The sequence below is a fragment of the Ruegeria sp. CI8 genome, from assembly GCF_056536865.1.
Genome location: NZ_JBQFQL010000001.1, coordinates 1,764,393 through 1,788,792, shown reverse-complemented (window position 1 = coordinate 1,788,792; position 24,400 = coordinate 1,764,393). Strand labels below are relative to the sequence as shown.

At 65.7% G+C, this 24,400-nt stretch carries 26 protein-coding genes, 1 tRNA gene and 2 riboswitches; of the genes, 6 read left to right on the top strand and 21 right to left on the bottom strand.

Translation table 11 applies throughout. The annotated features are described in order from the left end of the window. Nucleotides 1-27 precede the first annotated feature (27 nt). Nucleotides 28-489 carry a DUF302 domain-containing protein gene (locus tag ACR0DA_RS08880; protein ID WP_480753652.1) on the bottom strand — a complete coding sequence of 154 codons (462 nt, stop codon included), beginning with the start codon at nucleotides 487-489 and terminating at the stop codon, nucleotides 28-30. 144 nt (nucleotides 490-633) lie between these two features. Between ACR0DA_RS08880 and ACR0DA_RS08875 the strand changes: the two genes are divergently transcribed. After that, the gene (locus ACR0DA_RS08875) at nucleotides 634-978 is read left to right on the top strand and encodes a DUF1636 family protein (protein WP_480753650.1); all 345 of its coding nucleotides are present in this window, start codon (nucleotides 634-636) and stop codon (nucleotides 976-978) included. Here ACR0DA_RS08875 and ACR0DA_RS08870 read toward each other — a convergent pair. The 9 genes from ACR0DA_RS08870 to cbiE all read right to left on the bottom strand — a co-directional run bounded on the left by ACR0DA_RS08870 (nucleotide 966) and on the right by cbiE (nucleotide 7,812). Next, a complete protein-coding gene (locus ACR0DA_RS08870) occupies nucleotides 966-1,460 on the bottom strand; it encodes a hypothetical protein (RefSeq protein WP_480753648.1) in 495 nt (164 codons plus the stop codon). The two genes, ACR0DA_RS08875 and ACR0DA_RS08870, sit on opposite strands and share 13 nt — an antisense overlap. A 64-nt stretch (nucleotides 1,461-1,524) precedes the next feature. Further along, nucleotides 1,525-2,223, bottom strand: a complete 699-nt coding sequence (locus ACR0DA_RS08865; RefSeq protein WP_480753646.1) for a CbtA family protein — start codon at nucleotides 2,221-2,223, stop codon at nucleotides 1,525-1,527. Nucleotides 2,224-2,227: 4 nt separating this feature from the next. After that, nucleotides 2,228-2,398, bottom strand: a complete 171-nt coding sequence (locus ACR0DA_RS08860; RefSeq protein WP_005981986.1) for a CbtB domain-containing protein — start codon at nucleotides 2,396-2,398, stop codon at nucleotides 2,228-2,230. 36 nt (nucleotides 2,399-2,434) lie between these two features. Then, nucleotides 2,435-2,643: riboswitch (cobalamin riboswitch) on the bottom strand. 43 nt (nucleotides 2,644-2,686) lie between these two features. Continuing rightward, on the bottom strand, nucleotides 2,687-3,430 hold the full coding sequence (gene cobF, locus ACR0DA_RS08855; protein ID WP_480753645.1) for a precorrin-6A synthase (deacetylating): 744 nt from the start codon (nucleotides 3,428-3,430) through the stop codon (nucleotides 2,687-2,689). Further along, entirely contained in the window at nucleotides 3,423-4,151 is a 729-nt protein-coding gene (gene cobA / locus ACR0DA_RS08850; protein WP_480753643.1) for a uroporphyrinogen-III C-methyltransferase, read from the bottom strand. The genes cobF and cobA overlap by 8 nt, the downstream gene beginning before the upstream one ends. Next, a complete protein-coding gene (locus tag ACR0DA_RS08845) occupies nucleotides 4,148-5,464 on the bottom strand; it encodes a cobyrinic acid a,c-diamide synthase CobB (RefSeq protein WP_480753642.1) in 1,317 nt (438 codons plus the stop codon). Before ACR0DA_RS08845 ends, cobA begins: the two co-directional genes overlap by 4 nt. After that, nucleotides 5,457-6,251 (bottom strand): precorrin-4 C(11)-methyltransferase, encoded by a 795-nt coding sequence (cobM, locus tag ACR0DA_RS08840; protein WP_480753641.1) that lies wholly within the window; start codon nucleotides 6,249-6,251, stop codon nucleotides 5,457-5,459. Before cobM ends, ACR0DA_RS08845 begins: the two co-directional genes overlap by 8 nt. Next, nucleotides 6,248-6,616 (bottom strand): cobalamin biosynthesis protein, encoded by a 369-nt coding sequence (locus ACR0DA_RS08835; protein WP_480753924.1) that lies wholly within the window; start codon nucleotides 6,614-6,616, stop codon nucleotides 6,248-6,250. The genes cobM and ACR0DA_RS08835 overlap by 4 nt, the downstream gene beginning before the upstream one ends. Beyond that, nucleotides 6,613-7,812 carry a precorrin-6y C5,15-methyltransferase (decarboxylating) subunit CbiE gene (gene cbiE, locus ACR0DA_RS08830; protein ID WP_480753639.1) on the bottom strand — a complete coding sequence of 400 codons (1,200 nt, stop codon included), beginning with the start codon at nucleotides 7,810-7,812 and terminating at the stop codon, nucleotides 6,613-6,615. Before cbiE ends, ACR0DA_RS08835 begins: the two co-directional genes overlap by 4 nt. Here cbiE and ACR0DA_RS08825 point away from each other — a divergent pair. Beyond that, complete coding sequence (locus tag ACR0DA_RS08825; RefSeq protein ID WP_170443302.1) at nucleotides 7,811-8,560, top strand: cobalt-precorrin-6A reductase; 750 nt, start codon at nucleotides 7,811-7,813, stop codon at nucleotides 8,558-8,560. The two genes, cbiE and ACR0DA_RS08825, sit on opposite strands and share 2 nt — an antisense overlap. On the opposite strand, the gene cobJ is transcribed toward ACR0DA_RS08825, so the two are convergent. The 8 genes from cobJ to ACR0DA_RS08785 form a co-directional block, all read right to left on the bottom strand. Next, nucleotides 8,533-9,285: a precorrin-3B C(17)-methyltransferase gene (cobJ, locus tag ACR0DA_RS08820; RefSeq protein WP_170438064.1), complete on the bottom strand. Its 753-nt coding sequence runs from the start codon at nucleotides 9,283-9,285 to the stop codon at nucleotides 8,533-8,535. The genes ACR0DA_RS08825 and cobJ overlap by 28 nt on opposite strands. Further along, nucleotides 9,282-10,010 (bottom strand): precorrin-2 C(20)-methyltransferase, encoded by a 729-nt coding sequence (locus ACR0DA_RS08815; protein WP_170599322.1) that lies wholly within the window; start codon nucleotides 10,008-10,010, stop codon nucleotides 9,282-9,284. The genes cobJ and ACR0DA_RS08815 overlap by 4 nt, the downstream gene beginning before the upstream one ends. After that, on the bottom strand, nucleotides 10,007-10,636 hold the full coding sequence (locus tag ACR0DA_RS08810) for a precorrin-8X methylmutase (RefSeq protein ID WP_480753637.1): 630 nt from the start codon (nucleotides 10,634-10,636) through the stop codon (nucleotides 10,007-10,009). The genes ACR0DA_RS08815 and ACR0DA_RS08810 overlap by 4 nt, the downstream gene beginning before the upstream one ends. Continuing rightward, nucleotides 10,636-11,763 carry a precorrin-3B synthase gene (gene cobG / locus ACR0DA_RS08805; protein ID WP_480753636.1) on the bottom strand — a complete coding sequence of 376 codons (1,128 nt, stop codon included), beginning with the start codon at nucleotides 11,761-11,763 and terminating at the stop codon, nucleotides 10,636-10,638. The genes ACR0DA_RS08810 and cobG overlap by 1 nt, the downstream gene beginning before the upstream one ends. Further along, on the bottom strand, nucleotides 11,760-15,053 hold the full coding sequence (gene cobN, locus ACR0DA_RS08800) for a cobaltochelatase subunit CobN (RefSeq protein ID WP_480753634.1): 3,294 nt from the start codon (nucleotides 15,051-15,053) through the stop codon (nucleotides 11,760-11,762). Before cobN ends, cobG begins: the two co-directional genes overlap by 4 nt. 6 nt (nucleotides 15,054-15,059) lie before the next feature. Beyond that, entirely contained in the window at nucleotides 15,060-16,115 is a 1,056-nt protein-coding gene (gene cobW / locus ACR0DA_RS08795) for a cobalamin biosynthesis protein CobW (protein WP_480753633.1), read from the bottom strand. A 2-nt stretch (nucleotides 16,116-16,117) separates the two neighbouring features. Then, nucleotides 16,118-16,501 carry a DUF1636 family protein gene (locus ACR0DA_RS08790; protein ID WP_170370777.1) on the bottom strand — a complete coding sequence of 128 codons (384 nt, stop codon included), beginning with the start codon at nucleotides 16,499-16,501 and terminating at the stop codon, nucleotides 16,118-16,120. An 82-nt stretch (nucleotides 16,502-16,583) separates the two neighbouring features. Further along, nucleotides 16,584-16,788: riboswitch (cobalamin riboswitch) on the bottom strand. Nucleotides 16,789-16,860: 72 nt separating this feature from the next. Further along, a complete protein-coding gene (locus ACR0DA_RS08785; RefSeq protein ID WP_480753631.1) occupies nucleotides 16,861-17,736 on the bottom strand; it encodes a LysR family transcriptional regulator in 876 nt (291 codons plus the stop codon). A gap of 108 nt (nucleotides 17,737-17,844) precedes the next feature. Between ACR0DA_RS08785 and ACR0DA_RS08780 the strand changes: the two genes are divergently transcribed. Beyond that, a complete protein-coding gene (locus ACR0DA_RS08780; RefSeq protein WP_170599331.1) occupies nucleotides 17,845-18,801 on the top strand; it encodes an NAD(P)-dependent oxidoreductase in 957 nt (318 codons plus the stop codon). A gap of 218 nt (nucleotides 18,802-19,019) precedes the next feature. Here ACR0DA_RS08780 and ACR0DA_RS08775 read toward each other — a convergent pair. Continuing rightward, a tRNA-Cys gene (locus tag ACR0DA_RS08775) sits at nucleotides 19,020-19,093 on the bottom strand. Nucleotides 19,094-19,320: 227 nt separating this feature from the next. Here ACR0DA_RS08775 and ACR0DA_RS08770 point away from each other — a divergent pair. The 3 genes from ACR0DA_RS08770 to ACR0DA_RS08760 all read left to right on the top strand — a co-directional run bounded on the left by ACR0DA_RS08770 (nucleotide 19,321) and on the right by ACR0DA_RS08760 (nucleotide 22,375). After that, nucleotides 19,321-19,974 (top strand): protein-L-isoaspartate O-methyltransferase family protein, encoded by a 654-nt coding sequence (locus tag ACR0DA_RS08770; RefSeq protein ID WP_480753630.1) that lies wholly within the window; start codon nucleotides 19,321-19,323, stop codon nucleotides 19,972-19,974. Between the two features lie 95 nt (nucleotides 19,975-20,069). Beyond that, nucleotides 20,070-21,488 carry a TolC family outer membrane protein gene (locus ACR0DA_RS08765; RefSeq protein WP_170338225.1) on the top strand — a complete coding sequence of 473 codons (1,419 nt, stop codon included), beginning with the start codon at nucleotides 20,070-20,072 and terminating at the stop codon, nucleotides 21,486-21,488. Nucleotides 21,489-21,562: 74 nt separating this feature from the next. After that, nucleotides 21,563-22,375: a hypothetical protein gene (locus ACR0DA_RS08760; RefSeq protein WP_480753629.1), complete on the top strand. Its 813-nt coding sequence runs from the start codon at nucleotides 21,563-21,565 to the stop codon at nucleotides 22,373-22,375. A 3-nt stretch (nucleotides 22,376-22,378) separates the two neighbouring features. On the opposite strand, the gene ACR0DA_RS08755 is transcribed toward ACR0DA_RS08760, so the two are convergent. Together ACR0DA_RS08755 and ACR0DA_RS08750 are read right to left on the bottom strand one after the other, a co-directional pair. Beyond that, nucleotides 22,379-23,836 (bottom strand): cobyric acid synthase, encoded by a 1,458-nt coding sequence (locus ACR0DA_RS08755; RefSeq protein WP_480753627.1) that lies wholly within the window; start codon nucleotides 23,834-23,836, stop codon nucleotides 22,379-22,381. Nucleotides 23,837-23,994: 158 nt separating this feature from the next. Then, entirely contained in the window at nucleotides 23,995-24,315 is a 321-nt protein-coding gene (locus tag ACR0DA_RS08750) for a DUF6280 family protein (RefSeq protein WP_093962585.1), read from the bottom strand. Nucleotides 24,316-24,400: the final 85 nt, after the last annotated feature.

Here is a 24,400-nt window from a genome sequence, read left to right as displayed (position 1 = left end):
GGTGCAAGCCGCATCACGTCAGTGTGACTATTTGACAGCCAAATCGGCGATGGCGGCGAACTTGGCGTCCAACTCTGCGGCAATCGCGGGCAGGGTGTCAGTGCCTTCGACATACGGGGCAAAAACCAGACTGGGCGTCTTGTAGGACAGGGTCGCGGTCCCGTCCTCGTTTTCCGTAACGTACAGGCGGATCGGTGCCTCGATCATCGCGGGCACCGATTGTTCCAGAACCCGCACCGCATAGTCGTTGTTGAAGACGCCGATCACCCGGTTGCCCGGAATCGTGATGCCGCGCGCGGCGGCGGCCTTGGTCGGCCCGGCCTGCGTGACCACGGCCATCCCGTTTGCCTTGACCGCTGCGATCGTGTCGGCCACCAGCGCGTCATGGGTCTTGGTCGTCGGGTGGACGGCCCAACCCGACAGTGGTTCTATATCGGCCGCCAGCGCGGGAAGCGCCAGCAGGCCGAGGAAAAACACAAGATGTTTCATCACGGGCTCTCCAGGTCGTGGTTGGCCCAAGTCTTGCCGAAATCCCGGCTGCGTACAGTCACAATATCGTGGGCGGCGGGCTTGCGCCGGAGGTGCGAAACCCGCACAAGCGACAATGTGAAACGGAAAAGGCAGGCGAGGGGCATGCGTGTTTTGATCTGCAGCAGCTGCGCGGGCGAGCGCGACCAGCCGGCCGAGCGACAGGCGGTATTGGACGCCCTGCGCGCCGCGGGACTGGACGGGCAGGTCGAGGTCGCCGAGCACGCCTGTTTCAGCGGTTGCGACGAGCCGACCGTGGTGGCGATGCAGGGGGAAAGCCTGGCGTCTTACGTGTTTTCAGGGATCGATCCGGTTGCCGATGCCAATGACATTGCGGCGACCTGTCGGACCATTCTGAACAGCCCGAACGGCTGGATCGAAGACGCCCGGCCGTGCGGGCGGCTTCGCTTGTGTCTGCGGGCGCGGATCCCTGCGTTTCAGTCCACCTGAACCGTGACGGACGCGCTGACCGGCACCCCATCCACGGCCAGCGGGCTGTGGCTGTTGGCGTTCAGCGAAACCTCGATGGTCGTTTCGCCTTTGGGCAGGTCCGGGATGTGCATCCAGATGCCATAAAGCCGCGCCAGCTTGACGCCGTTCACATAGACATGCGCGTGGCCTTCGCCGGGCTTGTCGTCCAGCGAGGCGTGCTCGGGCGCGAACGTGAAGTTCCGCGGCATCACATTCAGGTTCCAACCTGCCATCGGGTCGGGGGAGACGGCGATCTCCAGCCCCGGCGCGTCCGGTCCGGCGGGCAGGTTGATGGCGGTGCTATGGTCATGGGCCATGGCCTCGGCGTGATGGCCGCCATGTTGGGCGGCGTCGGCATGGTCGTGGCCGTCGAAGGTGACGCCGTTGGCCGCGGCCAGCACGAACCCGGCACCCCCGCCAAAGACCAGACCGATCGCAAAAAGAGCAAGCGAGCGTGTCATCTTGTTTCCTTGAAAAGCAGATGACCCGCCGGTTGTGCGCCGGCGGGTCGTGGGATTTCGGGGATCAGGCCGCGGCTTCGACGCGCTTGCCCTCACTTTGCCAGAAATACCCGGCAAACGAACCCAGCAGCACCCAGGCCACAAGGCCGACGCCAAATGCGCGTGCGGCGAACAGGGCCCCGATCTCGGTCGGAACCGGCCCGGTGAACATGTCGGGTTCCGGCGCGCCGATCAGGTGCGGGGCCATCAACAGCACGGCCGCAACCAGATAGCTGACGATGTTGCCGCCAAAGGCGATCAGCCACATGGCCACACCAGCGGCCGCGACGGTTGCCCACCACCAGATCTGCCGCGCAAACACATCCGCTGCGGCAACGCCCGGAACCTCGGGGGCCAGGGTGAAGCCCGGCGCCAAGTGAAAGGCGATGAAACCGGCCAGGCCCCACAGCACGCCTGTGCGCCCGTCAACCGGGTGGCCTTGCGCTTCGGCCAGCGACATCAGCGCGACCAGAACCAGCGCATAGCCGGTATAGGTCAGCATGGTGAACACCATGCTCAACCCGTCGCGGGTCAGGTCCGAGAACATGCCCGGCAGTTCGGGATGGGCCGAGACGGCTTCGGCTCCGAAATGCACCAGCTCTCCGGATTCATAGAGTTCAGCATGCAGCAACACGGGCTGCACGAATACCAACTGCAGCAGGGCGACGATCAACCCGGCTGCAGCACCAGCGAACAACGCGCTGGTCAGAATGCGACTGAACATTGGTTTAGTGGCAGGGGAAGCCGGTTGCGTGGCGCACGTCATGCGCGGCGTCATGCAGCGCCGATGCCTGAACGTGACCAGCCAGGGTGATGATCCCCAGGCCCAGGGCTGCCGCGAACACTGCCGAAAGAATGCCAGCGCGTGCCGTTGATGCGGTTTGCGTTTGTGTCGTCATTTTCTGTCCTCCTGTGCCGCCGCACCCGACGGCCGGTGTTTCATTGTTCGCCTGGCAGGTCTCCTGGCTTGCGGGTCAGCGCCTCTGTTCGCCTTCCCCCCGAACGGATCGGGAGTGGCTGGTTGAACAGGGCTCACCGCTTACAGTCGCGGGGGCGGCTTTGGATTTGACCTGCGCGCAGGCCGCACCAAATTCCCTCTTAGCATCCGGATGTCTCCGGCAGGACCAGACTCGTCCATTTAGACGTGAATGCCGCTGTGGCGCAATCGCCATTTGCGACCTTTCGCGTCAATTCCCGCGCTTTTTCAGAACATAGATATCCATGATCCAGCCGTGCCGGGCGCGAGCCTCGGTGCGGTTGCGCAGGATCTCATCGGCCACATCGGCCAGCGGACCTTTGATCAGGATCTGCTCGGGCATACCCACGTAAGCCCCCCACCAGATGTCAAAATCGGCCATGTCCAGCGTCTGGAACGAACATTCGCCATCCAGCATCACCGCAACCGTATCGGCGTCGCTGGGCCAGCCCTCGTCGCGGATGCGCCGGCCGGTGGTGACCATATAAGGCGCGCCGATTTCGTTGATCGGCATGGCATGGGCCGCCGTCAGCGCCTGCAGCGCCGTGATGCCGGGGATCACGGTCGTGTTCGGCTGCGGGTCCAGCCGCGCCGCGATTCGCAGCGAACTGTCATAGAGCGACGGGTCGCCCCAGATCAGCAGGGCGACGGTGCGCGACTCGGGGCGCCGGGCCATCACCTCCTGCCAGCGCAGGGCGATTGCGTCGTGCCATTCATCCACGCCGCGCAGGTAGCCATCCTGCGACCGGCGCCCGGGGATGTCGAAATAGGCGATTTGGGGTGGTGTGTCGGTGACCTTGCGAATGATTTCCTCGCGCACGCCGGCCAGATCGGCCTTGTTGGCGCCCTTGCGCGGGATCAGGATCAGATCGGCCGCGCGGATCGCCTGCGCCCCCTGAAAGGTCACGTGGTCCGGGTTGCCGGTGCCGATCCCGATCAAGACCAGATCAATCATCGTCGAACTCCGCCAGCGGGCCATAAAGGATCAGCGCCGGCGCGGTGCCGATCTCGGAGCCCAGACGCTCGGCCAGTGCGCCGACGGTGGACCGGTGCAGCGATTGCTCAGGCGTCGAAACCGACTCGGCCATCATTGCTGGCGTGTCCAGCGGCAGCCCATGCGCGTCCAGCGCCTGCGCCAGCAGGGGAAAGGTGCGCTTGCCCATGAACACCACGGTCGTCGCACCCGGGTCGGCCAGCGCGGGCAGGTTCAGGTCCTTGGGCAGCTTGCCGCTGACATCGTGGCCGGTGACGAATTGCACCCTGCGCGCGGTCAGGCGCCGGGTCAGCGGGATGCCCGCCGCTGCGGCCGCGGCAATGGCCGAGGGGATGCCCGGAATGATCTCGTACGCGATCCCGGCAGCGCGCAGGGCCGCCAATTCCTCCTCTAGCCGTCCGAACAGGCCGCCATCGCCCGATTTCAACCGCACGATCCGCTGGCCGGTCTGGGCGTACTCGACCAGCAGGCGGCTGACATGGTCCTGCTTGGGCGAGGGCCGCCCGGCGCGCTTGCCCACACCCACAAGGTCGGCCTCCTTGCGCGCATGGCTCAGGATCGGCCCGCTGCTGAGGTCGTCGAACAGAACCGCGTCGGCCTTTTGCAGCCGGTCCACGGCCTTGAGGGTCAACAGCTCCGGGTCGCCGGGACCGGACCCGATGAAGGAAACGAAACCGCTCATGCGCTGGCCTCTGCGATAAGATGGAAGAACGTACCGGTGACATGTCCGCGGCGCGATCCGGTCTGTGGGCCTTCGGCGCCTTCGGCGTCAAAAACCCGTGCCAGGGGCGCGTCGGGCTGCTCGATGATCGAGGAATAGTGGAACTCGTGCCCCCGCAGCGCGGTCCCGGCCGAGAACCCGGGCATGTCGGCCAGCAACTCGGCCCGGCGATAGCCCAGGTTGAACTTGCGCTTCTCGTACGAAGTGACAAGGCCCAGCAGCCCTGCCATCCGGTGGCGGGTGCCGTCCTTGTCGATCAGCCCTTCGCCCAGGGCCATGTAGCCGCCGCATTCGCCATGCACGGGCCGCGTTTCGGCATGTCTGCGCAAGCCGGTCAGGAACTGCTCTGCCGCAGCCAGGGTTCCGGCGTGCAGTTCGGGGTACCCGCCGGGCAACCAGACCAGATCGGCATCCGGGGCCGGCGCCTCGTCCGCCAGCGGAGAAAACGGCAGGATCTCGGCCCCGGCCGCCCGCCAGCCTTCCAGAAGATGCGGATAGGTAAAGGAAAACGCCGCGTCCCGGGCCAGTGCGATCCGTTGCGCCGGAGGGCGCGGCAGCGCGGCCGACGACGGCCCCATCGGGCCCGAGGAGGCCGCCCGCATGATCGCTTCCAGATCCACATGTTCGCGCAGAAAGGCCGCGTAGCTGGCAATTGCGCTTTCCAGATCGGGGTGCTCGACCGCCTGGATCAGGCCCAGATGCCGCTCGGGCAGGGTCAGGTCGCCGCGCCGGGGCAGGACGCCCAGAACCGGCAGGCCCGCGCGCTCCATCCCCAGGCGGGTCAGGCGTTCGTGGCGTGGGCTGGCGCAGCGGTTCAGGATCACACCGGCAAAGGGCAGGTCGGGGTTGTACATCCGGAACCCCAGCGCCGTTGCGGCGGCCGATTGCGCCTGGCCACCCACATCCAGCACCAGAACCACCGGCCAGCCCATGCGCAGCGCGGTCTCGGCGCTGGACCCGTGGCCCAACTCGCCCGGCTTGGCGACCCCGTCGAACAGGCCCATCGACCCTTCGGCCACCACGATGTCGGCGCCCTTGGCCTGCGCCGCAATCGCGCCCAGCAACGGCGCGCCCATCGCCCAACTGTCCAGGTTGAATGAGGCTCGCCCCGCCGCCGCCCGGTGAAAGGCCGGGTCGATGTAATCCGGCCCGCTCTTGAAGGGCTGCACGGTCAGCCCGTCCTCGGCCAGAGCGCGCAGCAGGCCCAGCATCACCGTGGTCTTGCCCGTCCCCGAGGATGGGGCCGAGATCAGCAGTCCGGGCGGGTTAGTCATCGCCGTGACTCCAGCTCGACCACGGGCTGTCGGCGCTTTGCGGACGATAGCGACGGTCATAGGTCTTTGAATACAGACAGCTTTCATCGAAGCCTTCACCGGCCAGTGCCGGCCCGACCAGGATCAGCGCGGTGCGCGAGATGCTCTCGTCCAGCGAGTCTTTCAACGTGCGCAGCGTGGCGCGGATGATCCGCTCATCCGGCCAGCTTGCGCGGTACACTACGGCCACGGGACAATCGGCGCCATAGGTGGGACTCAGGTCAGCCACCACCTTGTCCAGATTGCCGATCGACAGGTGGATGGCCAGCGTCGCGCCGGTGCGGGCGAAGTTTTCCAGCGTTTCGCTCTCGGGCATGGACGAGGCGCGCCCCGGGGTCCGCGTCAACACCACCGATTGCGCCAGCCCGGGCAGGGTCAGCTCGGTGCCCAAAGCGGCTGCTGCGGCGGCAAAGGACGGCACGCCGGGCGTCACACTGACTGGAATGCCCATCTGTTTCAGGCGCCGGATCTGTTCGCCCATCGCCGACCAGACCGACAGGTCACCCGAATGCAGGCGGGCCACGTCTTGGCCGGCGTCATGGGCGGTTTTGATTTCAGCCATGATCTGATCCAGATCCATAGGCGCGGTGTTCACGATGCGCGCACCTTTGGGGCAATGAGCCAAGATTTCTTTGGGCACAAGCGACCCGGCATACAGGCACACCGGGCAAGCGGCGATGATGTCGCGTCCGCGCAGGGTCAGAAGGTCGGCGGCGCCCGGTCCGGCGCCGATGAAATGAACGGTCATGTCTGTCCTCCGATGGCGACCGCGCAGGTGGCAAGCCGGTCGTCCGAGATCTGTCGGGGTGAAAGCAGCCGCGCGCCCGGTCCGGCGGCGGCAAGGGCGGAAGCTTCGGCCACGCTGCCGGTGCCATGACTGGCGCGGCTGCGGGGCGAGCAGGTGAAGGTGCGTTGCCCGGCCAGATCGGCGGGGTCCGCGAAATGCAGGGGCAGGGCGCAGGCGGCGGCAAATTCGGCCAGCGCCGGGTGGCCGGCCTTGTCGGCGGCGGTGGCCAGCGCGTCCACCGCCTGCCCGGCAGTGGCGCGGTCGAACGCGGCTCGCAGGCTGGCGCAGGTCGCGATGGACGAAAATCCAAGCCCGGCCACGATCATAGTGTCACGCTCCACTGCACGACCGGATAGGCCGATTTCCAACCGCGCCGGGGGCCGAGGTCGCCGGCCTGCGCCAGCTCGATCCGCAGCAGGTCGCCGCCCAGCTTGGCGTGCCAATGGCTCAGCACCGCTTCGCTTTCCAGCGTCACGGCGTTGGCGACCAGCCGGGTGCCGGAAGGGAGATTGCTCACGAGCCAGTCCAGCAGTGCGTCGCTCAGCCCACCGCCGATGAACACGACGTTGGGCAGGGGCAGACCGTCCAGCGCCTCGGGGGCCCGGCCATGGATCACCTGCAAACGATCCTGCCCCAGCGCGTCGGCATTGGCGCGGATGCGCGCGGCGCGGTCGGCGCGCGGCTCGATCGTTGTGGCGGTCAGGGACGGGTCGGACATCAGCCACTCGATGCCGATCGAGCCGCTGCCGCCGCCGATGTCCCACAGATGCTCGCCCCGCGTGGGCGCCAGCGCCGACAGGGTCAGCGCGCGCACCGGCCGTTTGGTGATCTGCCCGTCGGTTTCGAAAATCTCGTCGGGTTTGCCCGAGGCCAACGGCAGCGCAGGCCCTTCGCCCGCAACCTCGAGCGCCACGCAGACCGGATGCTCGAACGCGCCCAGCAAGGCTTCGGTCAGGGACATGCTGCGCGCGCGTTCCCGAGGGCCGCCGAGGGCCTCCATCACGTGCAGGGTCGTGTCGCCGAACCCGGTCTCGGTCAGATAGCGGGCCAGCTCGGCCACCGCGGCCCCGTCGCGCAGCAGGATGATGGCGCGCAGGCCGCGTGACAGATGCGGACGCAGGCGGGTCAGAGGGGCAGCGTGCAGGCCGAAGGTGGCAGTGCTTTCCAACGGCCAGCCCAACCGCGCGGCTGCCAGCGAGAAGGTCGACTGGCCCGGCCGTGCCGCCCACTCCCAAGGGGCGAAATTGCGCGCGATCACCGATCCGGCGCCAAACCAGAACGGATCGCCCGAGGCCAGCACCACCGTGCGCCGGCCCTTAAGCCCCTGCAGGATGGGTAGCCCGTCGGCGAACGGCACCGGCCATGCGATGCGTTCGGCTCCGGTTTCGGGAACCAGCGATAGGTGCCGGGGCGGGCCCATGATGACCTCGGCGCGCTCCAGCTCTTGACGGCTTGCGGCCGACAGGCCATCCAGTCCATCCTCGCCCAGGCCCAGAATGGTCAGCCACGGAGTTTCAGACATGCCCAACCTCCTGATCCTTGGCGGCACGACCGAGGCCAACGCATTGGCCCGCGCCGTGGCGGATTTGGGTGTGGCGGCAACCTATTCCTATGCGGGCCGGGTCGACAACCCGCGGCCGCAACCGCTGCCTACGCGCGTAGGTGGCTTCGGCGGGGCCGAGGGTCTGGCGCGTCACATCCGCGACAACGGCGTGACCCATGTGATCGACGCCACCCATCCCTTTGCCGCGCGGATGAGCCGCAATACCATCGCCGCCTGCCAGCAGACGCAGACGCCGCTGGCCGCGTTGACCCGCGCGGAATGGACGGCCGCGCCCGGCGACCGGTGGCAGCGCGTGCCCGACATCGCCAGCGCCGTTGCCGCGCTGGCCGGGCCGCCGCGTCGGGTGTTCCTTGCGGTGGGGCGCATGCATCTCGAGGATTTCGCGGCGCAGCCCCAGCATCACTATCTTCTGCGGCTGGTCGACGAACCCGGCTCGCTGCCCTTTGCCGATTGCGACGTGGTCGTTTCGCGCGGGCCTTTTACGGTTGAAGAAGACACGGCGCTGATGCGCCGGCACCGAACTGAACTGGTGGTGTCCAAGAACGCCGGCGGCACCGGCGCGCGCGCCAAGCTGGACGCCGCGCGAGCGCTGGGCATCCCGGTGCTGATGATCGACCGGCCCAGGCTGCCCCGCCGGGTCGAGTTGACGAGCGTGCCGCGGGTTTTGGACTGGCTGGCTCATTCCGGCGTGGACCTTGGCGTATAGACGATGGGGCCTATGGGCCGGTCGATGACGCGGGTCAGCGACGAGCCGACGATCACCACCGTCTGCATGTCGGCCATGTCGGGCGTTGCCTCGGCCAGGGTCGCGATGTGGATCGCCTCGTCTGGGCGACATACGGCGCGGGCGAACAGGATCAGGCGCTCGGGCTCGCATTCCTGTCGCAGGATTTCCAGTGTCTTCACAAAGCCTTCAGGCCGCGACTTCGAGCGTGGATTGTAGAAGGCCATTGCGAAATCGGCCTGCGCGGCCAGCCGCAGGCGTTTCTCGATCACGGCCCATGGCTTGAGGTTGTCGCTGAGGTTGATGGCGCAGAAATCATGGCCCAGCGGCGCGCCCGCCCGGGCTGCCGCGGCCAGCATGGCGGTGATGCCGGGCAGAACCTCGACAGGGATTTCACGCCAGGTGTCCGGGCCGGTTTCCAGCGCCTCGAATACGGCGGCGGCCATGGCAAACACGCCCGGATCGCCCGACGAGACCACGACCACCCGCTTGCCCTCGGCCGCCATGCGCAGCGCGTGCTGCGAGCGGTCGATCTCGACTCGGTTGTCGCTGGCGTGCAGGGTCAGGCCCGGCCGTTTGGCCACCCGCGCGACGTAGGGAATATAGCCCACCACATCAGTCGCCTCGGCCAAGGCGGCGGTCACCTCGGAGGTCACCAGCGCCTCGTTTCCGGGGCCAAGTCCGGCGATCTTGACCCAGCCGCTCATGGCCGCCGCCCCTGTCCGTGCACGATGATGATCGAGAAATAGGGCGTGATCTCGGTGCAGGCGTCGCTCAGCTTGCGGACGGTCTGGTTGGGCATCTGCGCGTATTCCACGATCCAGGCCCGGTCGAACAGGCCCGCCGTTTTCAGCGCGCGTTTCACCTTGTCGATGTTGCGGCCGATCTTCATCACCACCAGCGCGTCGGTGCGCGCCATGCGGTCTGCCAGAACATCTTCGGGAAGGGTTCCCATCAGCACCGTGAGGATGTCATCGCCCCAGGTGATCGGATCGCCCGTGGCCGTCCAAGCGCCTGACATGCCGGTGATCGCCGGCACCACCTCGACGGGCACGACGTCGCGCAGGCGGCTGTAGAGATGCATGAACGAGCCGTAGAAGAACGGATCTCCCTCGCACAGCACCACCACGTCCTCGCCCTGATCGGCCAGTTCTTTCAAGCGTGCGGTGCAGCGTTCGTAGAACTCGGCCAGCAGAGCGTTGTAGCGCGGATCGGTGACCGGGATCTCGGTCGTGACGGGGTATTCCATTGGGAACTCGACCGCATCGTCGCGGATCATCTCGTTGACGATCTTGCGCGCCTGCCCGGTTCGGCCGGGCTTGCGGAAATAGGCCACGTGTTTCGCGCCGCGCAACAGGCGGTCGGCCCGGACGCTCATCAAATCGGGGTCGCCTGGGCCGAGGCCCACGCCATAGATCGTGCCCATGCTCATTCCGCCCGGCTTGCGATGGCGTTGATCGCGGCAACGGTGATGGCGCTGCCGCCCAAGCGGCCCTTGACGATGCAGCTGGGCACCGGCTGGGCCTCCCACAGGGCGTCCTTGGATTCGACCGCGCCGACAAAGCCCACGGGGCAGCCGATGATCGCGGCGGGGCGGGGGCAGTCGGGGTCCTCGAGCATGTTCAACAGGTGAAACAGCGCCGTGGGCGCATTGCCGATGGCCACCAGCGCACCCTCCAGATGCGGGCGCCACAGTTCCAGCGCGGCGGCGGATCGGGTGTTGCCCATCTTCTCGACCAGCGGGCGCACGCGGTCGTCGTGCAGGGTGCAGATGACTTGGTTGTCGGCGGGCAGGCGAAAGCGGGTGACGCCTTCGGACACCATCCGCGCGTCGCACAGGATCGGCGCGCCGTTTTCCAGCGCGGTGCGGGCGGTGCGCACGAATCCGTCCGAGAAATGGATGAATTCTTCCAGCCCGACCATCCCGGCGGCATGGATCATGCGGACGGCGACCTGTTCTTCGTCGGGGTCGAAACGGGCCAGATCGGCCTCGGACCGGATCGTGGCGAAGGATTGCTTGTAGATCGCCGCGCCGTCGGTTTCGTATTCATAGGGCATCAGGTCAGGTCCATGGTCTTCAGTGTTTCGGGGTCCAGCCCGCGCTGGAGGGGCTCATCCCCCGCGCGGCCGTGTTTTACAAGATCAAATCGCCCATCGCGGCCCACCAGCGTCAGGTCGGCCGCGCCCATGCGCGCGCAGCCCTTGGCGCAGCCCGAGACATGCAGGCTGCCGGACACGCTCGGAGCCAGCGCGCGGGCGATGGCCCGGGTTTCGGCCTGCGCCTGCGGGCAGAATGGCGCGCCGGGGCAGGCGTCGGTGGTCAACAGAGGGTCGGCGCCGTCCGTCACGAAGGCCGGAGCGGGGATCGCCGCCCCGCCTTCCAGCAGGAACAACCGCCAGGGCGTGACGCGTAGGGCGGCGGCGCCCGAGGCCTCGACCAGTGCGCGCAACTCGGCGGCGGACAGTTGCCCGAAGGCCGCGCCGTAGATCGGGCCGATTGCGCCGTTGCCGGGTTGCGGCGCCGGTGCCGTGGGGCCGGGGGCGTGGCCCTGCCATTCGTCGGGCAGAACCTGCACCGCAATCAGGCGGGCCATGCGTCGGGTGTCAGAAGTGAAGCGCTCGGAGAACCATTGGGCCAGATCGATCACGCGATCGATCGCCTCATCTTCGCTCACCAAGCGGCCGGTCTCGGCCCCGTCGGCGCGCAGGATCAGGCCCGAAGCTCCCCGCTCCAGCCGGATATCGGCCGAGTCCTCGGTCAGCAGCCGTGCCGCGCCGGTATCCACCGCAAAGCCGAACTTGGCGGGCAAAGCGGGCAGATCGCCCAGCCGGTCGATCAATGCCTGTGTCAGGCGCGCGGTCAGGTCGCCGGGTTGGAAAAGCGGTGACACAAGGATGTTGCGCCGGGTTTCGATGCCCGGTTCGGCATCCAGCAGGTTCAGCGCCGACAGCTCTGCCAGCAGCGCCTGATGGTCGGCCTCGGCCACGCCGCGAAGTTGCAGGTTGGCGCGGTTGGTCAGGTCGATGGTGCCGTTGCCGAACCGCAAGGCCAGATCGCACAGCCCCAGCGTTTGCGCGGCGCTTAGCCGGGCCAGCCGCGGGCGCACCCGTACCACCAACCCGTCGCCGGACATCATCGGGCGATGCGCGCCGGGGCACCAGCCCTGAACGACCGGGGCGCTCATCCCAACCCCTCCAGATCGGCGCGGATCGAGTTGCGGCGGGTGTTCCACAACCCGGCCTCGTAAAGTGCGCGGAACCTGTCCTGCATGGCCTGATGGGCCTGCGGGTTGGCTTGCTGCAAAAACGCCTCCACCACGGGGTTGCCCAGGGTGGCATCGTGGTAGAGGTCGAACAAATGCGGGGCGACGCTGCCTGACAGATGTGCGAACGAGGCCATGTGATCCAGCGTCGCCGCGATCTCGGCCGCGCCGCGGAAGCCGTGGCGCTGCATCCCGGCGATCCAGTCGGGGTTGGCGGCGCGGGCGTGGACCACGCGGCTGATTTCCTCGGGCAGGGTGCGGGCGCGGGGTGTTTCTGTGCGGGTATTGTCCAGGTGGTACAGATGCGCCTGGCCGCCGGTCAGCTTCTTGGCGGCGGCAAAGCCGGCCTCGTGCGTCGCATAGTCATTGGCCAGCAGCAGGTCGGTCTCGGTCAGGTCCTGCAGGTGCACGAAACTGTCGGCCTGCGCCACGCGCTGGGTGATCCCGTCGGGGTCGTGGGCAATGTGCTCGCCCTCGAAGGCAAAGGCGCTGGCATCCAGCCAGGCCTGACCGGCCTGCGCGCGCGCCTCGTCGGTATAGGTTTCCGACAGGTGGGTCATGTTCAGCCCATAGCTGCCCGGCGCCGGGCCATAGACGCGGGCGGCGGGAGCGTGGCCGGCATAGGGGTTCCAGTCGGGCGCCTCGTCGCGTTCTGACAGCGCGCGGACCGCCTGAGCAAACAGCGCCGACAGGGTCGGAAACACGTCGCGGAACAGGCCCGAGACACGCAGGGTCACGTCCAGCCGCGGGCGTTCCAGGTCGGTGATCGGCAGAACCTCGATCCCGCTCACGCGCTCTGACCCCGGATCCCAGACCGGTCTGACGCCCAGCAGGTGCAGCGCCATTGCGAATTCCTCGCCCGCCGTGCGCATCGTGGCCGAGCCCCACAGATCGACGATCAGGCCCTTGGGGTAGTCGCCCTCCTCCTGCAGGTGGCGGCGCACCAGTTCCTCGGCCAGTTTCACCCCCTGCGCAAAGGCGGCGCGGGTGGGGACCGATCGCGGATCGGTGGTGAACAGGTTGCGCCCGGTGGGCAGCACGTCGGTGCGCCCGCGATAGGGCGAGCCGGACGGGCCAGCCTCAATCCGTTTGCCGGCCAAGGCATCCAGCAGGGCCCGCCGTTCGGTCTGTGCTGACGCGGCAGTATCGAAATTGCCCGCAACCTGCGGCGCGCGGCCAAAGACGTGCAGCCCGTCGCCGAACTGGCTTTCCTTGATGTCACAGACGAAGCGGTCGATGCGGGTGATCGCCTCGGCGGTGCTGGTGGCCTGATCCAGCCCCAGATCGGCCTCGAGCCCGATGGCCTGCGCCTCATCACGGATATCGGCCTGCAACCGGTCGCGCCGCCTGGGGTCGAGCCCGTCGGCGTTCGAGAACTCGTCCAGCAGCGATTCCAGCCGCACCATGCGGTCGGGCGTGCTGCTTTGCTTCATCGGTGGCGGGATGTGGCCCAGCGTGACGGCCCCGATCCGGCGCTTGGCCTGCGCGGCCTCGCCCGGGTCGTTCACGATGAACGGATAGATCACCGGCAGGTCGCCGATCAGCGCCTCGGGCCAGCACTCGGCCGACAAAGCCACCGATTTGCCCGGCAGCCATTCCAGCGTGCCGTGGGCGCCAATATGGATCAGCGCATCCGCCCCCAACCCGTGCCGCAGCCACAGGTAGAAGGCTACGTAGCCGTGCCGGGGCGTGCGCGACAGGTCGTGGTATTCGTCGTCGCGCAGTTCCGGAGTGCCGCGTTCGGGCTGTAACGCCACCAGCGCCTTGCCGCGCCGAAGCGCGGTGAAGTGAAAGGCCCCATCGGCGCAGGCCGGGTCGTCCTCGGGCGCGCGCCAGACGGTTTCCAGATCGGCGCGCAACGCCTCGGGCAGTTGCGCCAGCGCCGCGCGGTAGGCCGAGACCGGCCAGGAAGTCCGGGCGTCCAGCAGCGTGTCTGCAATCGGCTCGGCCGGGGCGGTGTCATAGCCGGCGCCCTGCAGGTCGGACAGGATCGCCTCGGCCGAGGCCAGCGCGTCCAGCCCCACCGCATGGGCCATCTGCCAGTCCTTGCCGGGATAGGTGGAGAGGACCAGCGCGGGGACCTGTTGCGCCTTTGGTTTCTCGGCCAGGTCCACCCAGGCCATCGCCCGGTCGACGATGGCGGTGATCCGGTCGGGCTCGGGGCGGTGGGCGAAGCGGGAATATTCCAGATGCGGGTCGCGCTTGCCCGGTTCCTTGAACGAGGCGACACCGGCCGAGATGCGCCCGTCCACCTCGGGCAGGACCACATGCATGGCAAGATCGGCAGGCGACAGGCCGCGTTCGGCCTCGGCCCAGGCCTTGCGGCGCGAGGTCGCCAGCGCGACCTGGAACACCGGGACGCCGGCCACGTCCAACGGCGATGTGCCCGACGCGCCCTTGCCTGAGAACGAGGTGGCATTGATGATCGCCGAGGGCGCCATCGCTGGGATGTTCTCGGTCAGCCATTTAGCCGCCGCAGGCGCCTTGAGCGAGGGTGCGAACAGCCCTACCGCCTGATGACCCCGCGCGCGGATTTCCCGGATCAGGGCCGCGACCGGCGCGGTATCGGCCGAAGTCAGGTAGGCGCGGTAGAAGGTCACGATGATGCGCCGGCCTTCGCCTGCGAAGGTGTCCTCGGGTGCGATCACGCCGCGATCCGGGCACCACGCGCCGCAGTCGGGCAGGGTCTTGGCCCCCATCACCGGCCCGGCATACAGCCCCGCCGCCAGCGCCATCTGCGCCAGAGCCGCCTGGGCTGCCACTTCGCCGCCGGTGTCGCACAGATGCGCCAGCCGCCGCAGGGTCGAGACCGGCAGGGTGGAATAATCGTCCAGCCGCATATCCTCGCGCCCGTCGGCGGGCAGCACCGCCAGTGCGATGCCCTTGGCCTGCGCCAGCGCCAGCACCTGCTGCAACCCGTAGGACCAATAGGGCACTCCGCCGATCAGCCGGATCAGGATGCCCTTGGCACCCTCCAGCGTCTGCTCGACATAGGTATCGACCGACAATGGGTGCTTCAGCGCCGTCAGGTTGGCCAGCCGCAACGAGGGCATCCGCCCCTCGGGCCCGCCGCCGCGATGCCAGCCGGCCGCGAAAGCACCCAGGTCGCTGTCCGAAAAGGACAGCACCACCAGATCCGCCGGGCTCTGGCCCAGATCGGTCGGGGTCTCGGTTTCTTCGAGCCCGTGGCTTTCGCGGAAGACGACGTGCATCGGTGCTTACTCGGCGGCCTCGGTGACGCCCGTCAGGATGCCGCGGATCGCGGCCTCGTCGATGTCGTCATGCTCGGCGATGACCACAAGGCGCGAGCGGCGCTCTTCCTCGGGTTTCCACGGGCGGTCATACTGGTGCCGCACCCGCGCGCCGACCGCCTGGACCAGCAGGCGCATCGGCTTGCCCTGAACGGCGGCATAGCCCTTGACCCGCAGGATGTTCAGCTCGTTCGCCAGACGCTCGATATTGGCGACCAGCTGCGCCGGGTCGGTCTGTTCTGGCAGCTCGACCACAATGCTTTCGAAATCGTCATGTTCGTGGTCGTCATGGCCATCGTGATGCGAGGGGCGGGCGTCCATGTCGTCCTCGGCTGCGGCCTCCAGCCCCAGCACCACGCGCACGTCCACCGCACCCTCGGCCACTTCGACCACGGGCAGGGGGCGGGGCGCCTCGTCGGCGATGATCTCGCGCGCCTTGGCCACGCCTTCGGGGCCGGCCAGGTCAGGCTTGGTCAGCAGGATGATGTCGGCGCACGAGATCTGATCCTCGAACACCTCGGACAGGGGCGTTTCGTGGTCGATCGAGTCATCGGCCATGCGCTGGGCATCCACCGCCGCGACATTCGGGGCGAAGCGGCCTGCGGCCACGGCCTCGGCATCGGCCAGAGCGATCACGCCGTCCACGGTGATCTTGGAACGGATGTCGGGCCAGTCGAACGCCTTGAGCAGCGGTTTCGGCAGGGCCAGACCGCTGGTTTCGATCAGGATGTGATCGGGGCGCGGGTCGAGCGCCATCAGCGCCTCGATCGTGGGGATGAAGTCATCGGCCACGGTGCAGCAGATGCAGCCATTGGCCAGTTCCATGATGTTTTCCGCCGGGCAGTCGGGGATCGCGCAGCTTTTCAGGATTTCGCCATCGACGCCCACGTCGCCGAATTCGTTGACCACCACGGCCAGCCGCTTGCCCTGCGGGTTTTGCATCAGATGGCGGATCAGCGTGGTCTTGCCCGAGCCGAGAAAGCCGGTGATGACGGTGACGGGAAGTTTTTCGAGGGTGCTCATGCTCAGGCTCCAATCGGGGGAATGCGGGCGGCGCAGTTCTTGCGGAAATGTTCAGGGCGGTCGCGCCATTTCACAAGGCCATCATCGGCGGCCAGATATTTGGTGGCGCCTTCGACGATGATCTCGACATGGTCGGATTCGTTCAGGTTTTCATAGACGAAGGTCCAGCGCGACGGCCCGCCGCGCAGAACGATCGAGCAGCCCTGATCGCAGTTCGACAGGCATTCGACCGGCTTCAGGGTGATGCCCTCGGGCAGGTCGGCAGCGGCCAGCGCCTTGTGCAGCAGCGTGCCGGGGCGCTGGGCGTCATCCTCGATGGGCAGCCCGCGTCGGCAGGTGGTGCAAACCAGCAGCTCGACTGGTGTGGTCTCGGTCACGTATCTCATCCCCCCTCACTCGGTTGTCGGGGGACGGGGTATGCGCGGGCCACGTTGCGGACATGGGCCCGACACCGGAACACCCCGTCCGGTTTGTCTTCGGGCGTTGGCAGGTCTCCCGGCTTGCGGATGTCAGAGCGGCGCTCTGTCGGATGTCCCGCCTTCCCGGCCTGCGGCCAGTGGCATTTGGGCACCCTCTCCGGTCACGGTCGCGGGGGCGGCTGCGTTTGACGGAAAACCGCTGACGCATTCCCTTTTCATCTGTTTGCACAGACACCAACGCAAGCGACATGCGGCACGGGCAGGGGGGTTGTCAAGCGCGCGGGGCCAAGTGCCCTGCGTCGGATCGAAAAAGCGACCTGCCGGGGTCAATCCGCGGCATCACTGGCCAGCCTGTCGCGTAGCCAGGCTAGGAACAACTCGGCAGGGATGGACGGAGGCGCCGCGCTGACGCTGCGGATCAGATAGTGCGACTGGGCAAAGGGAATCGCCGGCCCCGCAACCCGGATCGGCGCGCCCTGGGCAATGGCGTTGCGCGCGAACCGCTCCAGAACGGTGGCGTAGCCCGCGCCGGCCATCACCAGTTGCAGCGCGGTGACGGTCGTATCCGCCGAATGGCGCGCGGGGCGGTCGGGCAGGTCGGTGTCCGTGGCCTCGAAGTACCGCGCCCAGTTGTCCTCGTACCCAAGAATGTGGATCAACGGGCCGTTTTGCAGGTCTGGCGCCGGGTCCTGCGCCCGGCAGACGGGCACCAGCCGTTCCGAGCACAGCCGTTCGGCCGCAACACCGGGCCAGTCGCCATGGCCCAGCCGTATTTCCACGTCCACATCCGCAGGCGCGGCCGAGTCGTTCCAGATATGCGACACCAGCCGCACCGGGACCTCGGGGTGCTGGGCGCTGAACGCGGGCAGCTCGGCCGCGATCCAGTAGGTCATCGTCGATATCGCCGCCCGGATGGTCAGCGCCTGCCGCGAGGCGGGGCCGAACAAGCTGTTGGTGGACAGCGCAATATCCGACAGCGCCCGGCGCACGGTCAGCGCATAGGACTGGCCCAGCTCGGTCAGCGACAGGTGTCGGGCGTTGCGGGCAAAAAGCGGATGCCCGAGGTCCGCCTCGAGCGAGCGGATATGCAGCGACACCGCCGTCTGGGTCAGGCCCAGTTCCTGCGCGGCGGTGGTGAAATTCAGATGGCGTGCGGCGGCTTCGAAGCTGCGCAGCCAGGCCGGATTGGGCAGGCGGTCCATTCAGCACCAAAATATTTTGCATTTAGATTGACTTATTATTCGTTTCTTTTGTCGATGGGCAACGGAAATACTCGTGCCAACGAAATTGCGCCTGCGGGAGGGCAGAACATGAAGGTCGGTTTCATCGGTTTGGGCAATGTGGGGGGCAAGCTGTCGGGGTCGCTGCTGCGCAACGGTATCGACCTGACGGTACACGACCTGAACCCCGATCTTGTGGCGGAGTTCGCCGCCAAGGGAGCAAAAGCCGGTGAAAGCCCGGCCCAGATGATGCGCGATTGCGATGCGGTCATCACCTGCCTGCCGTCGCCCGCTGCCTCGGACGCAGTGATGCAGCAGATGCTGCCCGAGGTTACCCACGGTAAGATCTGGATGGAGATGTCCACCACCGACGAGGCCGAGGTCAAACGCCTGGGGGCCATGGTGATCGAACGCGGCGGGGCGGCGGTGGACTGCCCGGTTTCGGGCGGGTGCCACCGGGCGGCCACGGGCAATATCTCGATCTTCGCGGGCTGCGACCGGGCCACGTTCGAGCGGATCCTGCCGTTCCTGACGACGATGGGCCGGCGCATCCTGCATACCGGCGATCTGGGCACTGCCTCGGTTCTGAAGGTGCTGACCAACTATCTGGCCACCGCCAACCTGATCACCTGCGCCGAGGCGCTGGTGACCGCAAAGGCCGCCGGGATGGACCTGAACACCACCTACGAGGCGATCAAGATCTCGTCTGGCACGTCCTTCGTGCATGAAACCGAAAGCCAGGTGATCCTAAACGGCTCGCGCGATATTTCCTTCACAATGGACCTGGTGAAAAAGGATATCGGCCTGTTCCAGGAGGTCGCCGACCGCGCCGGCGTGCCGTTGGAGATGAACCCGTTGATGATCAAGATCTTCGACGACGCCATCGCCCGCTATGGCGCGCGCGAGCTGTCGCCCAACGTCATTCGACGGCTCGAGGATGCAACCGGGCTGAGCATTACCGCGCCCGGTTTTCCGGCCGAGATGCAGGACGATGAACCGGAAGAGCCGGGATACGAGGTGATTCCGCAAGGCCGGCGCGCGGTCTGAACCGACGGTCAGAAAAAGGCGCGGTTTCGGAAGGTGTCACGCATGGATCGAGCGCGTCGGCGGTGTCCCGGAGCGGACTAAATCCGCGGCCGATTGTTACTGGTTATCTCGGCTGCGCTAACCATCTCCGCACGTATTTTGGCGTTTCGTATCAACAAACTGGTCCACGCGACTATCATAGGACCAGAGAACAGCGATGCAGTGCGAGGCAAGAAAGTTGGAGGCGAGTACCGGAATCGAACCGGTGTACACGGATTTGCAATCCGCTGCGTCACCACTCCGCCAACTCGCCTTTTCAAGCAATTTCAATTACTTGACGTGGTGCAGGCGCGGTTCTAGCAGCTTTCCAGAACAACGTCCAGAGGGTTGCTGAAAAATCCGCTGGCCACGGTGTTGGATGGTCGGTCAGCGCAGTGGCAACTTTTGTCGCGGCCTGCAATTTTTGCCGGGCTGGCCGTTGCCGGGAGGGATCGGATGTGGCAAAAGCCGAGCAACCATGGGAAATATACGAGCGGTCACATGACGGATTTCGCAGCCCGACGCCACACGATGGTAGACACTCAGATCAGGCCCTCTGATGTCACCAAATTCCCGATCATCGATTCCATGCTGAAGGTCCAGCGCGAGAACTTCGTGCCGGACGCCAGTCGCGAAGTGGCCTATGCTGGTGACCTGATCGACTTGGGCAATGGGCGCTGCCTGCTGGAGCCGAGGACTCTGGCGAAGATGCTGGACGCATTGAACATTTCGAATGACGAGGTGGTTCTGGATATCGCCCCGGCCTTCGGATATTCGACCGCCGTCGCCGCGAACATGGCGCAGCTTGTGGTGGGCGTCGAGGATGACGAGGCCAACGCAGCCGACGCGCAGTCCCGCCTGATGGAGGCGGATATCGACAACGCGATCATTCATGTCGGACCTTTGGAGCAGGGGGCGGCCGAGCATGGCCCCTATGATGTCATCATCATCCAGGGCGGTGTGGAACGTCTGCCCGATGCCCTGCTCGATCAACTGAAAGATCATGGCCGCATCGCCTGCCTGTTCGTCGAAGGCAATCTGGGCACCGTTCGCATTGGTCGAAAGTCCGATGGGCGGGTGACATGGCGTCATGGCTTCAACGCAAACGCCCCGGTACTGCCGGCGTTTTTGGCCGAGTGTGCATTTTCGCTATAGTCGATCAGCGGTTTTCCGCGGTCCCTTGATTAGTTGAAAACAAAGGCGCAAACTGCCTGCGGGCTTGCGTTATTTTGATTTGAGAGGATTTGGGTATGCTTGGAACGGCTGGAGGGAAGCTGGTCAAGGCAGTCGCTCTGACGGCGGGAATCGCGCTGAGCGTGATGCCGGGGCGCTCGGTTTTGGCGGACAATCTGACCGACGCGTTCATCGGTGCATACAACACAAGCGGGCTGTTGGAACAGAACCGCGCATTGCTGCGCGCAGCCGACGAAGACGTTGCAATCGCGTTGTCGGCCCTGCGCCCGATCATCAACTGGACCGTCCGTGTCAGCCAGGATTACGCCAAGACCCGCGCCGGAACTGTGGTGTCGACGGTCGAACCATCGCGCTTCTTCTCGGGGTTAACGCTGAGCCAGCTGGTCTATGACGGCGGTGCATCGATTCTCGGGAAACAGTCGGCTCAGGAAACAGTTCTGGCAACCCGCCAGGCATTAATCGATATTGAGCAACAGGTTCTGTTCCGCGCAACGACGGCTTATCTGAGCGTTCTGTTGCAGGAAGAAACGGTTCAGATTCGCCAGAACAACGTCAATCTCTCGGGCGAGGAACTGCGGGCCACGCAGGACCGTTTTGAAGTCGGTGAGGTCACCCGGACCGACGTCGCGCTGTCCGAAGCGCAGTTGGCAAGCTCGCAGGCTGATCTGGCCGATGCACGAGGCGACCTCAGCACCGCTCAAGCGGAATACGTGAATGCCGTCGGCAAACAGCCGGGCCGTACTGCGGGCCAGCCGCGTCTGCCGAAGCTGCCCGGTTCATTGGCCGAGGCCATCAGCCTGGCACAAAGAAACCATCCGGCAATCCTGTCGGCGCAGCACCAGGTGCGTGCCTTGGATCTGACCGTGCAGCAGCAGCGCGCGGGCCTTGGTCCGAATGTCAGTCTGAACGCGGACGCGGGGATCACGGAAAGCTATGACAACGACGACTATACCAACGATGCGTCCATCTCGTTGAACTTCAATCAGCCCATCTATGCGGGTGGCCGATTGGCGGCAAACGTGCGCCGCGCAATGGCTCAGCGGGATGCATCGCGCGCCAACCTTCTGAATGTGCAGAAAGACATCACTCAGGGTGTGACGGACGCCTATGTGCGTTTTGAAACGGCCACGGCCAGCCTGCGGGCATCCGTCGAACGGGTACGCGCATCGCAGGTCGCCTTTGACGGGATTCGCGAAGAGGCCACGTTGGGAGCACGGACCACGCTGGACGTTCTGACCGCTCAGCAGGATTTGCTGGACGCACAATTGGCCGAAGTTGCTTCGCGGACGGAGCGGTCTCTGGCTGCCTATCAGCTGTTGCAGGCGCAAGGTCTGTTGACCGCCGAGCGCCTTGGACTGGCAGTCCAGATTTATGACCCGACGCTCTACTATAACTTGGTCAAAAAGGCGCCAGCACAGATCAGCAAGCAAAGCCGCGACCTGGATCGAGTTCTCAAAGCTTTGCGGCGCGAGTGATCAGCCACACTATCTGTTGTTAGGTTCGACCGGATTGGATACACTGGTCCAAAAGGTCAGAGCGGTAGAGAACAATGACGGATAGCAGTGTCAAAGCAGGTGTCGAAGACGTATTGTCGTCGATCAAGCGTTTGGTCAGCGAAGAAGGGCGCAAGGTCCCGAACCTGATCAAAGCGACTGCGGCCCGCAAGCCGGGACGCCTGGTTTTGACGGATGCCCTGCGGGTTGGCACACCGGCCGAGGATCCAAAAGCACCTTTGAAACTGGCCCAAAAGATCTCGGCTGAGGCGGCCTCGCAGCATGCTGCGAATGTCGAGGCGATGCGCCCGGCCAATGACCTGTCACAACCTATGCGGTTGCGGTCTTGCGATATCGTTCGCCCCGGAACTCCGGCAATCAATGACATTGGCGGTGAGTCTTCGGATGATCGCGAAGGCCGCAGGGATCTGGCCGGAAGCCTGAGCGCCAAGATCGCAGCTCTTGAGGCTGCGATTGCGCGGACCGAAGATCAGTGGGAGCCTGACGGTGAAAGCGACGACGCTTATTCCGGCACGCGCACCGACAAGGTCAGTTGGGCCTCGGACACCGGGTTTTCGGCATCAAAGGATGCGTCTGAGGCGGAGATGGACGCTGACAGCGACGAGGAATCAACGCCTGCCACGTTTATCCGGGACAACCGGGATGCCTCTGAGGCCGAGGTAAAGCTGGATCAGGAAACGCCGGCGATGGCGACCGGCACGATGGATGAAGACGAATTGCGCGAGTTGATCGCAGAAATCGTCCGTCAGGAACTGCAGGGCGCGCTGGGTGAACGTATCACCCGCAACATTCGCAAGCTGGTGCGACGCGAGATCAACCGCGCTTTGGCCGCTCAGAATTTGGATTGACGCTCAGCCGAACCGAGGCTCGGCTGCCAGTGACAGCAGGGCATCAAGGTCCATATGCTGTTCAAGGTGATAGGCCAACGCCTCCAACGTTTGCTCAACACTGTCTTCGTATGCCAGTTCCGACCTGGCGCCAAACCGCTGCAGATACGACGCGCGGAAGGCGTCTGACGCGAAAATGCCGTGTAAATAGCTTCCCAGAACGCGCCCGTCTCTCGATGCGGCGCCTTCCGGGCGCCCTTCCACCTGCAACCATGCGCGGGCAGTATCCGGACCTTGGGTGCGCCCCATGTGGATTTCGTAGCCGGTGACAGGCTCGCCGCCGGGCAAGGCCTGCGCTGATCGCAGTTCGACCCGCTTTTCCCCGGACATAACCGTTTCCACGTCCAGCAAACCCAGCCCATCGACGCTGCCGGGTCTGCCGTCCACTCCGTCGGGGTCGGCGATCACCCGGCCCAGCATCTGATACCCGCCACAGAGGCCAAGAACATGCCCGCCCCGCCGTACATGGGCATACAGGTCGATGTCCCAACCCTGTTTGCGGAAAAAGGTCAAATCTCCGATCGTTGATTTGCTGCCCGGCAGAATCACCAGATCCGCGTCACCGGGAAGGGGGCGGCCAGCCGGAATGATCTCGACCGAAACACCCGGCTCGGCGGATAGCGGGTCCAAATCATCGAAATTCGCCATGCGCTCCAACTGCGGCACCGCAACCTTGCAGGTGCCGCCTGCGTGCGAGCGGATATCCATCATGTCTTCCGCCGGCAGTTTCCAGGCGTCCTCAAACCAGGGAACGACGCCTAGGCAAGGCCATCCGGTGCGTGCCGCAATGTCGTCGCGCCCGTCATCAAACAGGCTGACGTCTCCCTTGAAGCGATTGACCGCAAAGCCGCGGATCATTGCAAGGTCAGCGTTCTCCAGCACTGCATGGGTGCCTACGATCTGCGCTATGACACCGCCCCGGTGAATGTCTCCCACCAGTATGACGGGCACATTTGCGGCGCAGGCAAAGCCCATGTTGGCGATGTCGCCTGCCCGCAGGTTGGTCTCGGCCGGACTGCCGGCGCCCTCGAGCAGCACAAGGTCGGCATCTTGGCAAAGCCTGGCAAAGCTTTCGAGCGCAGCGTTCAGAAGTTTGGATTTGTCCTTGCGATAGTCCTTGGCCCGCATCGTTCCCGCCCGCTTGCCCTGAACGATCACCTGCGCACCGGTATCGGTTTCCGGCTTCAGAAGGATTGGATTCATGTCCGTATGGGGCGCGCGCCCCGCCGCCCGGGCCTGCAGCGCCTGGGCGCGGCCAATCTCGCCTCCATTTGCCGCCACTGCGGCGTTGTTGGACATGTTCTGCGGTTTGAAAGGGGCAACCTTCAACCCTCGCCGCGCAAAGGCCCGGGCCAGCCCGGCCACAAGCATCGACTTGCCGACGTTGCTGCCGGTTCCCTGAATCATGATCGCGCGAACCATCTGAGCCTCCTGCGGATGTTGGCAGATGACCGCATTTATTCAGCCGACGAAAGCGTGGATCGGGCCATTTGCACGACGAATGCGACTATTCCGCTGCGTACAGGGCAAAAAAAAGCGCGCCGAAAGTACCGGCGCGCGTTTTTGGGTCGGGCAAAGCCTTAGGCGGCTTCGGCCTGCTGTGCAGCGTTGCGGCGTTCGCTTTCTTCGCGCGACAGGGCGACGGAGGTACGCACGCCACGGCCAACGAACTCCATCAGTCCGTGGACAACCCGTTCGTTCGGGTCGATGCCAGCGCAGGACAGCACTTCGCGCCCATCGCGCGAGCGTGCCCAGCGGGCGATTTGTTCCGGGCCATTGCCGTATTTCTTGTCATCGGCGATGGCATCATCGAGTGCAGCCAGCACAACGGCCGCGAAAAGTTTGCGGGCACGGTTGCCTTGCTCATTGTTAAAGGCGGTGCCGTCAACGAAATCTCTCATCTCGTTTTCCTTGTTGTTCTTGCTCTTGTAATTTTCGGCGTGGCGGTCCTTATGACCTATTTAGTGCGATTCGGATACACCTAAT

Bases quoted from the DNA above. Each gene is read 5' to 3' on its own strand.
- ACR0DA_RS08785 (WP_480753631.1), bottom strand. From the start codon at position 17,736: ATGGACCGCCTGCCCAATCCGGCCTGGCTGCGCAGCTTCGAAGCCGCC.
- ACR0DA_RS08765 (WP_170338225.1), top strand. From the start codon at position 20,070: ATGCTTGGAACGGCTGGAGGGAAGCTGGTCAAGGCAGTCGCTCTGACG.
- ACR0DA_RS08845 (WP_480753642.1), bottom strand. From the start codon at position 5,464: ATGACTAACCCGCCCGGACTGCTGATCTCGGCCCCATCCTCGGGGACG.
- ACR0DA_RS08770 (WP_480753630.1), top strand. From the start codon at position 19,321: ATGACGGATTTCGCAGCCCGACGCCACACGATGGTAGACACTCAGATC.
- ACR0DA_RS08790 (WP_170370777.1), bottom strand. From the start codon at position 16,501: ATGAGATACGTGACCGAGACCACACCAGTCGAGCTGCTGGTTTGCACC.
- ACR0DA_RS08875 (WP_480753650.1), top strand. From the start codon at position 634: ATGCGTGTTTTGATCTGCAGCAGCTGCGCGGGCGAGCGCGACCAGCCG.
- cobA (WP_480753643.1), bottom strand. From the start codon at position 4,151: ATGAGCGGTTTCGTTTCCTTCATCGGGTCCGGTCCCGGCGACCCGGAG.
- cobJ (WP_170438064.1), bottom strand. From the start codon at position 9,285: ATGAGCGGCTGGGTCAAGATCGCCGGACTTGGCCCCGGAAACGAGGCG.
- ACR0DA_RS08825 (WP_170443302.1), top strand. From the start codon at position 7,811: ATGCCCAACCTCCTGATCCTTGGCGGCACGACCGAGGCCAACGCATTG.
- ACR0DA_RS08780 (WP_170599331.1), top strand. From the start codon at position 17,845: ATGAAGGTCGGTTTCATCGGTTTGGGCAATGTGGGGGGCAAGCTGTCG.
- ACR0DA_RS08815 (WP_170599322.1), bottom strand. From the start codon at position 10,010: ATGAGCATGGGCACGATCTATGGCGTGGGCCTCGGCCCAGGCGACCCC.
- ACR0DA_RS08865 (WP_480753646.1), bottom strand. From the start codon at position 2,223: ATGTTCAGTCGCATTCTGACCAGCGCGTTGTTCGCTGGTGCTGCAGCC.
- cobG (WP_480753636.1), bottom strand. From the start codon at position 11,763: ATGAGCGCCCCGGTCGTTCAGGGCTGGTGCCCCGGCGCGCATCGCCCG.
- cbiE (WP_480753639.1), bottom strand. From the start codon at position 7,812: ATGTCTGAAACTCCGTGGCTGACCATTCTGGGCCTGGGCGAGGATGGA.
- ACR0DA_RS08750 (WP_093962585.1), bottom strand. From the start codon at position 24,315: ATGAGAGATTTCGTTGACGGCACCGCCTTTAACAATGAGCAAGGCAAC.
- cobM (WP_480753641.1), bottom strand. From the start codon at position 6,251: ATGACCGTTCATTTCATCGGCGCCGGACCGGGCGCCGCCGACCTTCTG.
- cobW (WP_480753633.1), bottom strand. From the start codon at position 16,115: ATGAGCACCCTCGAAAAACTTCCCGTCACCGTCATCACCGGCTTTCTC.
- cobF (WP_480753645.1), bottom strand. From the start codon at position 3,430: ATGATTGATCTGGTCTTGATCGGGATCGGCACCGGCAACCCGGACCAC.
- cobN (WP_480753634.1), bottom strand. From the start codon at position 15,053: ATGCACGTCGTCTTCCGCGAAAGCCACGGGCTCGAAGAAACCGAGACC.
- ACR0DA_RS08810 (WP_480753637.1), bottom strand. From the start codon at position 10,636: ATGCCCTATGAATACGAAACCGACGGCGCGGCGATCTACAAGCAATCC.
- ACR0DA_RS08880 (WP_480753652.1), bottom strand. From the start codon at position 489: ATGAAACATCTTGTGTTTTTCCTCGGCCTGCTGGCGCTTCCCGCGCTG.
- ACR0DA_RS08760 (WP_480753629.1), top strand. From the start codon at position 21,563: ATGACGGATAGCAGTGTCAAAGCAGGTGTCGAAGACGTATTGTCGTCG.
- ACR0DA_RS08860 (WP_005981986.1), bottom strand. From the start codon at position 2,398: ATGACGACACAAACGCAAACCGCATCAACGGCACGCGCTGGCATTCTT.
- ACR0DA_RS08835 (WP_480753924.1), bottom strand. From the start codon at position 6,616: ATGATCGTGGCCGGGCTTGGATTTTCGTCCATCGCGACCTGCGCCAGC.
- ACR0DA_RS08755 (WP_480753627.1), bottom strand. From the start codon at position 23,836: ATGGTTCGCGCGATCATGATTCAGGGAACCGGCAGCAACGTCGGCAAG.
- ACR0DA_RS08870 (WP_480753648.1), bottom strand. From the start codon at position 1,460: ATGACACGCTCGCTTGCTCTTTTTGCGATCGGTCTGGTCTTTGGCGGG.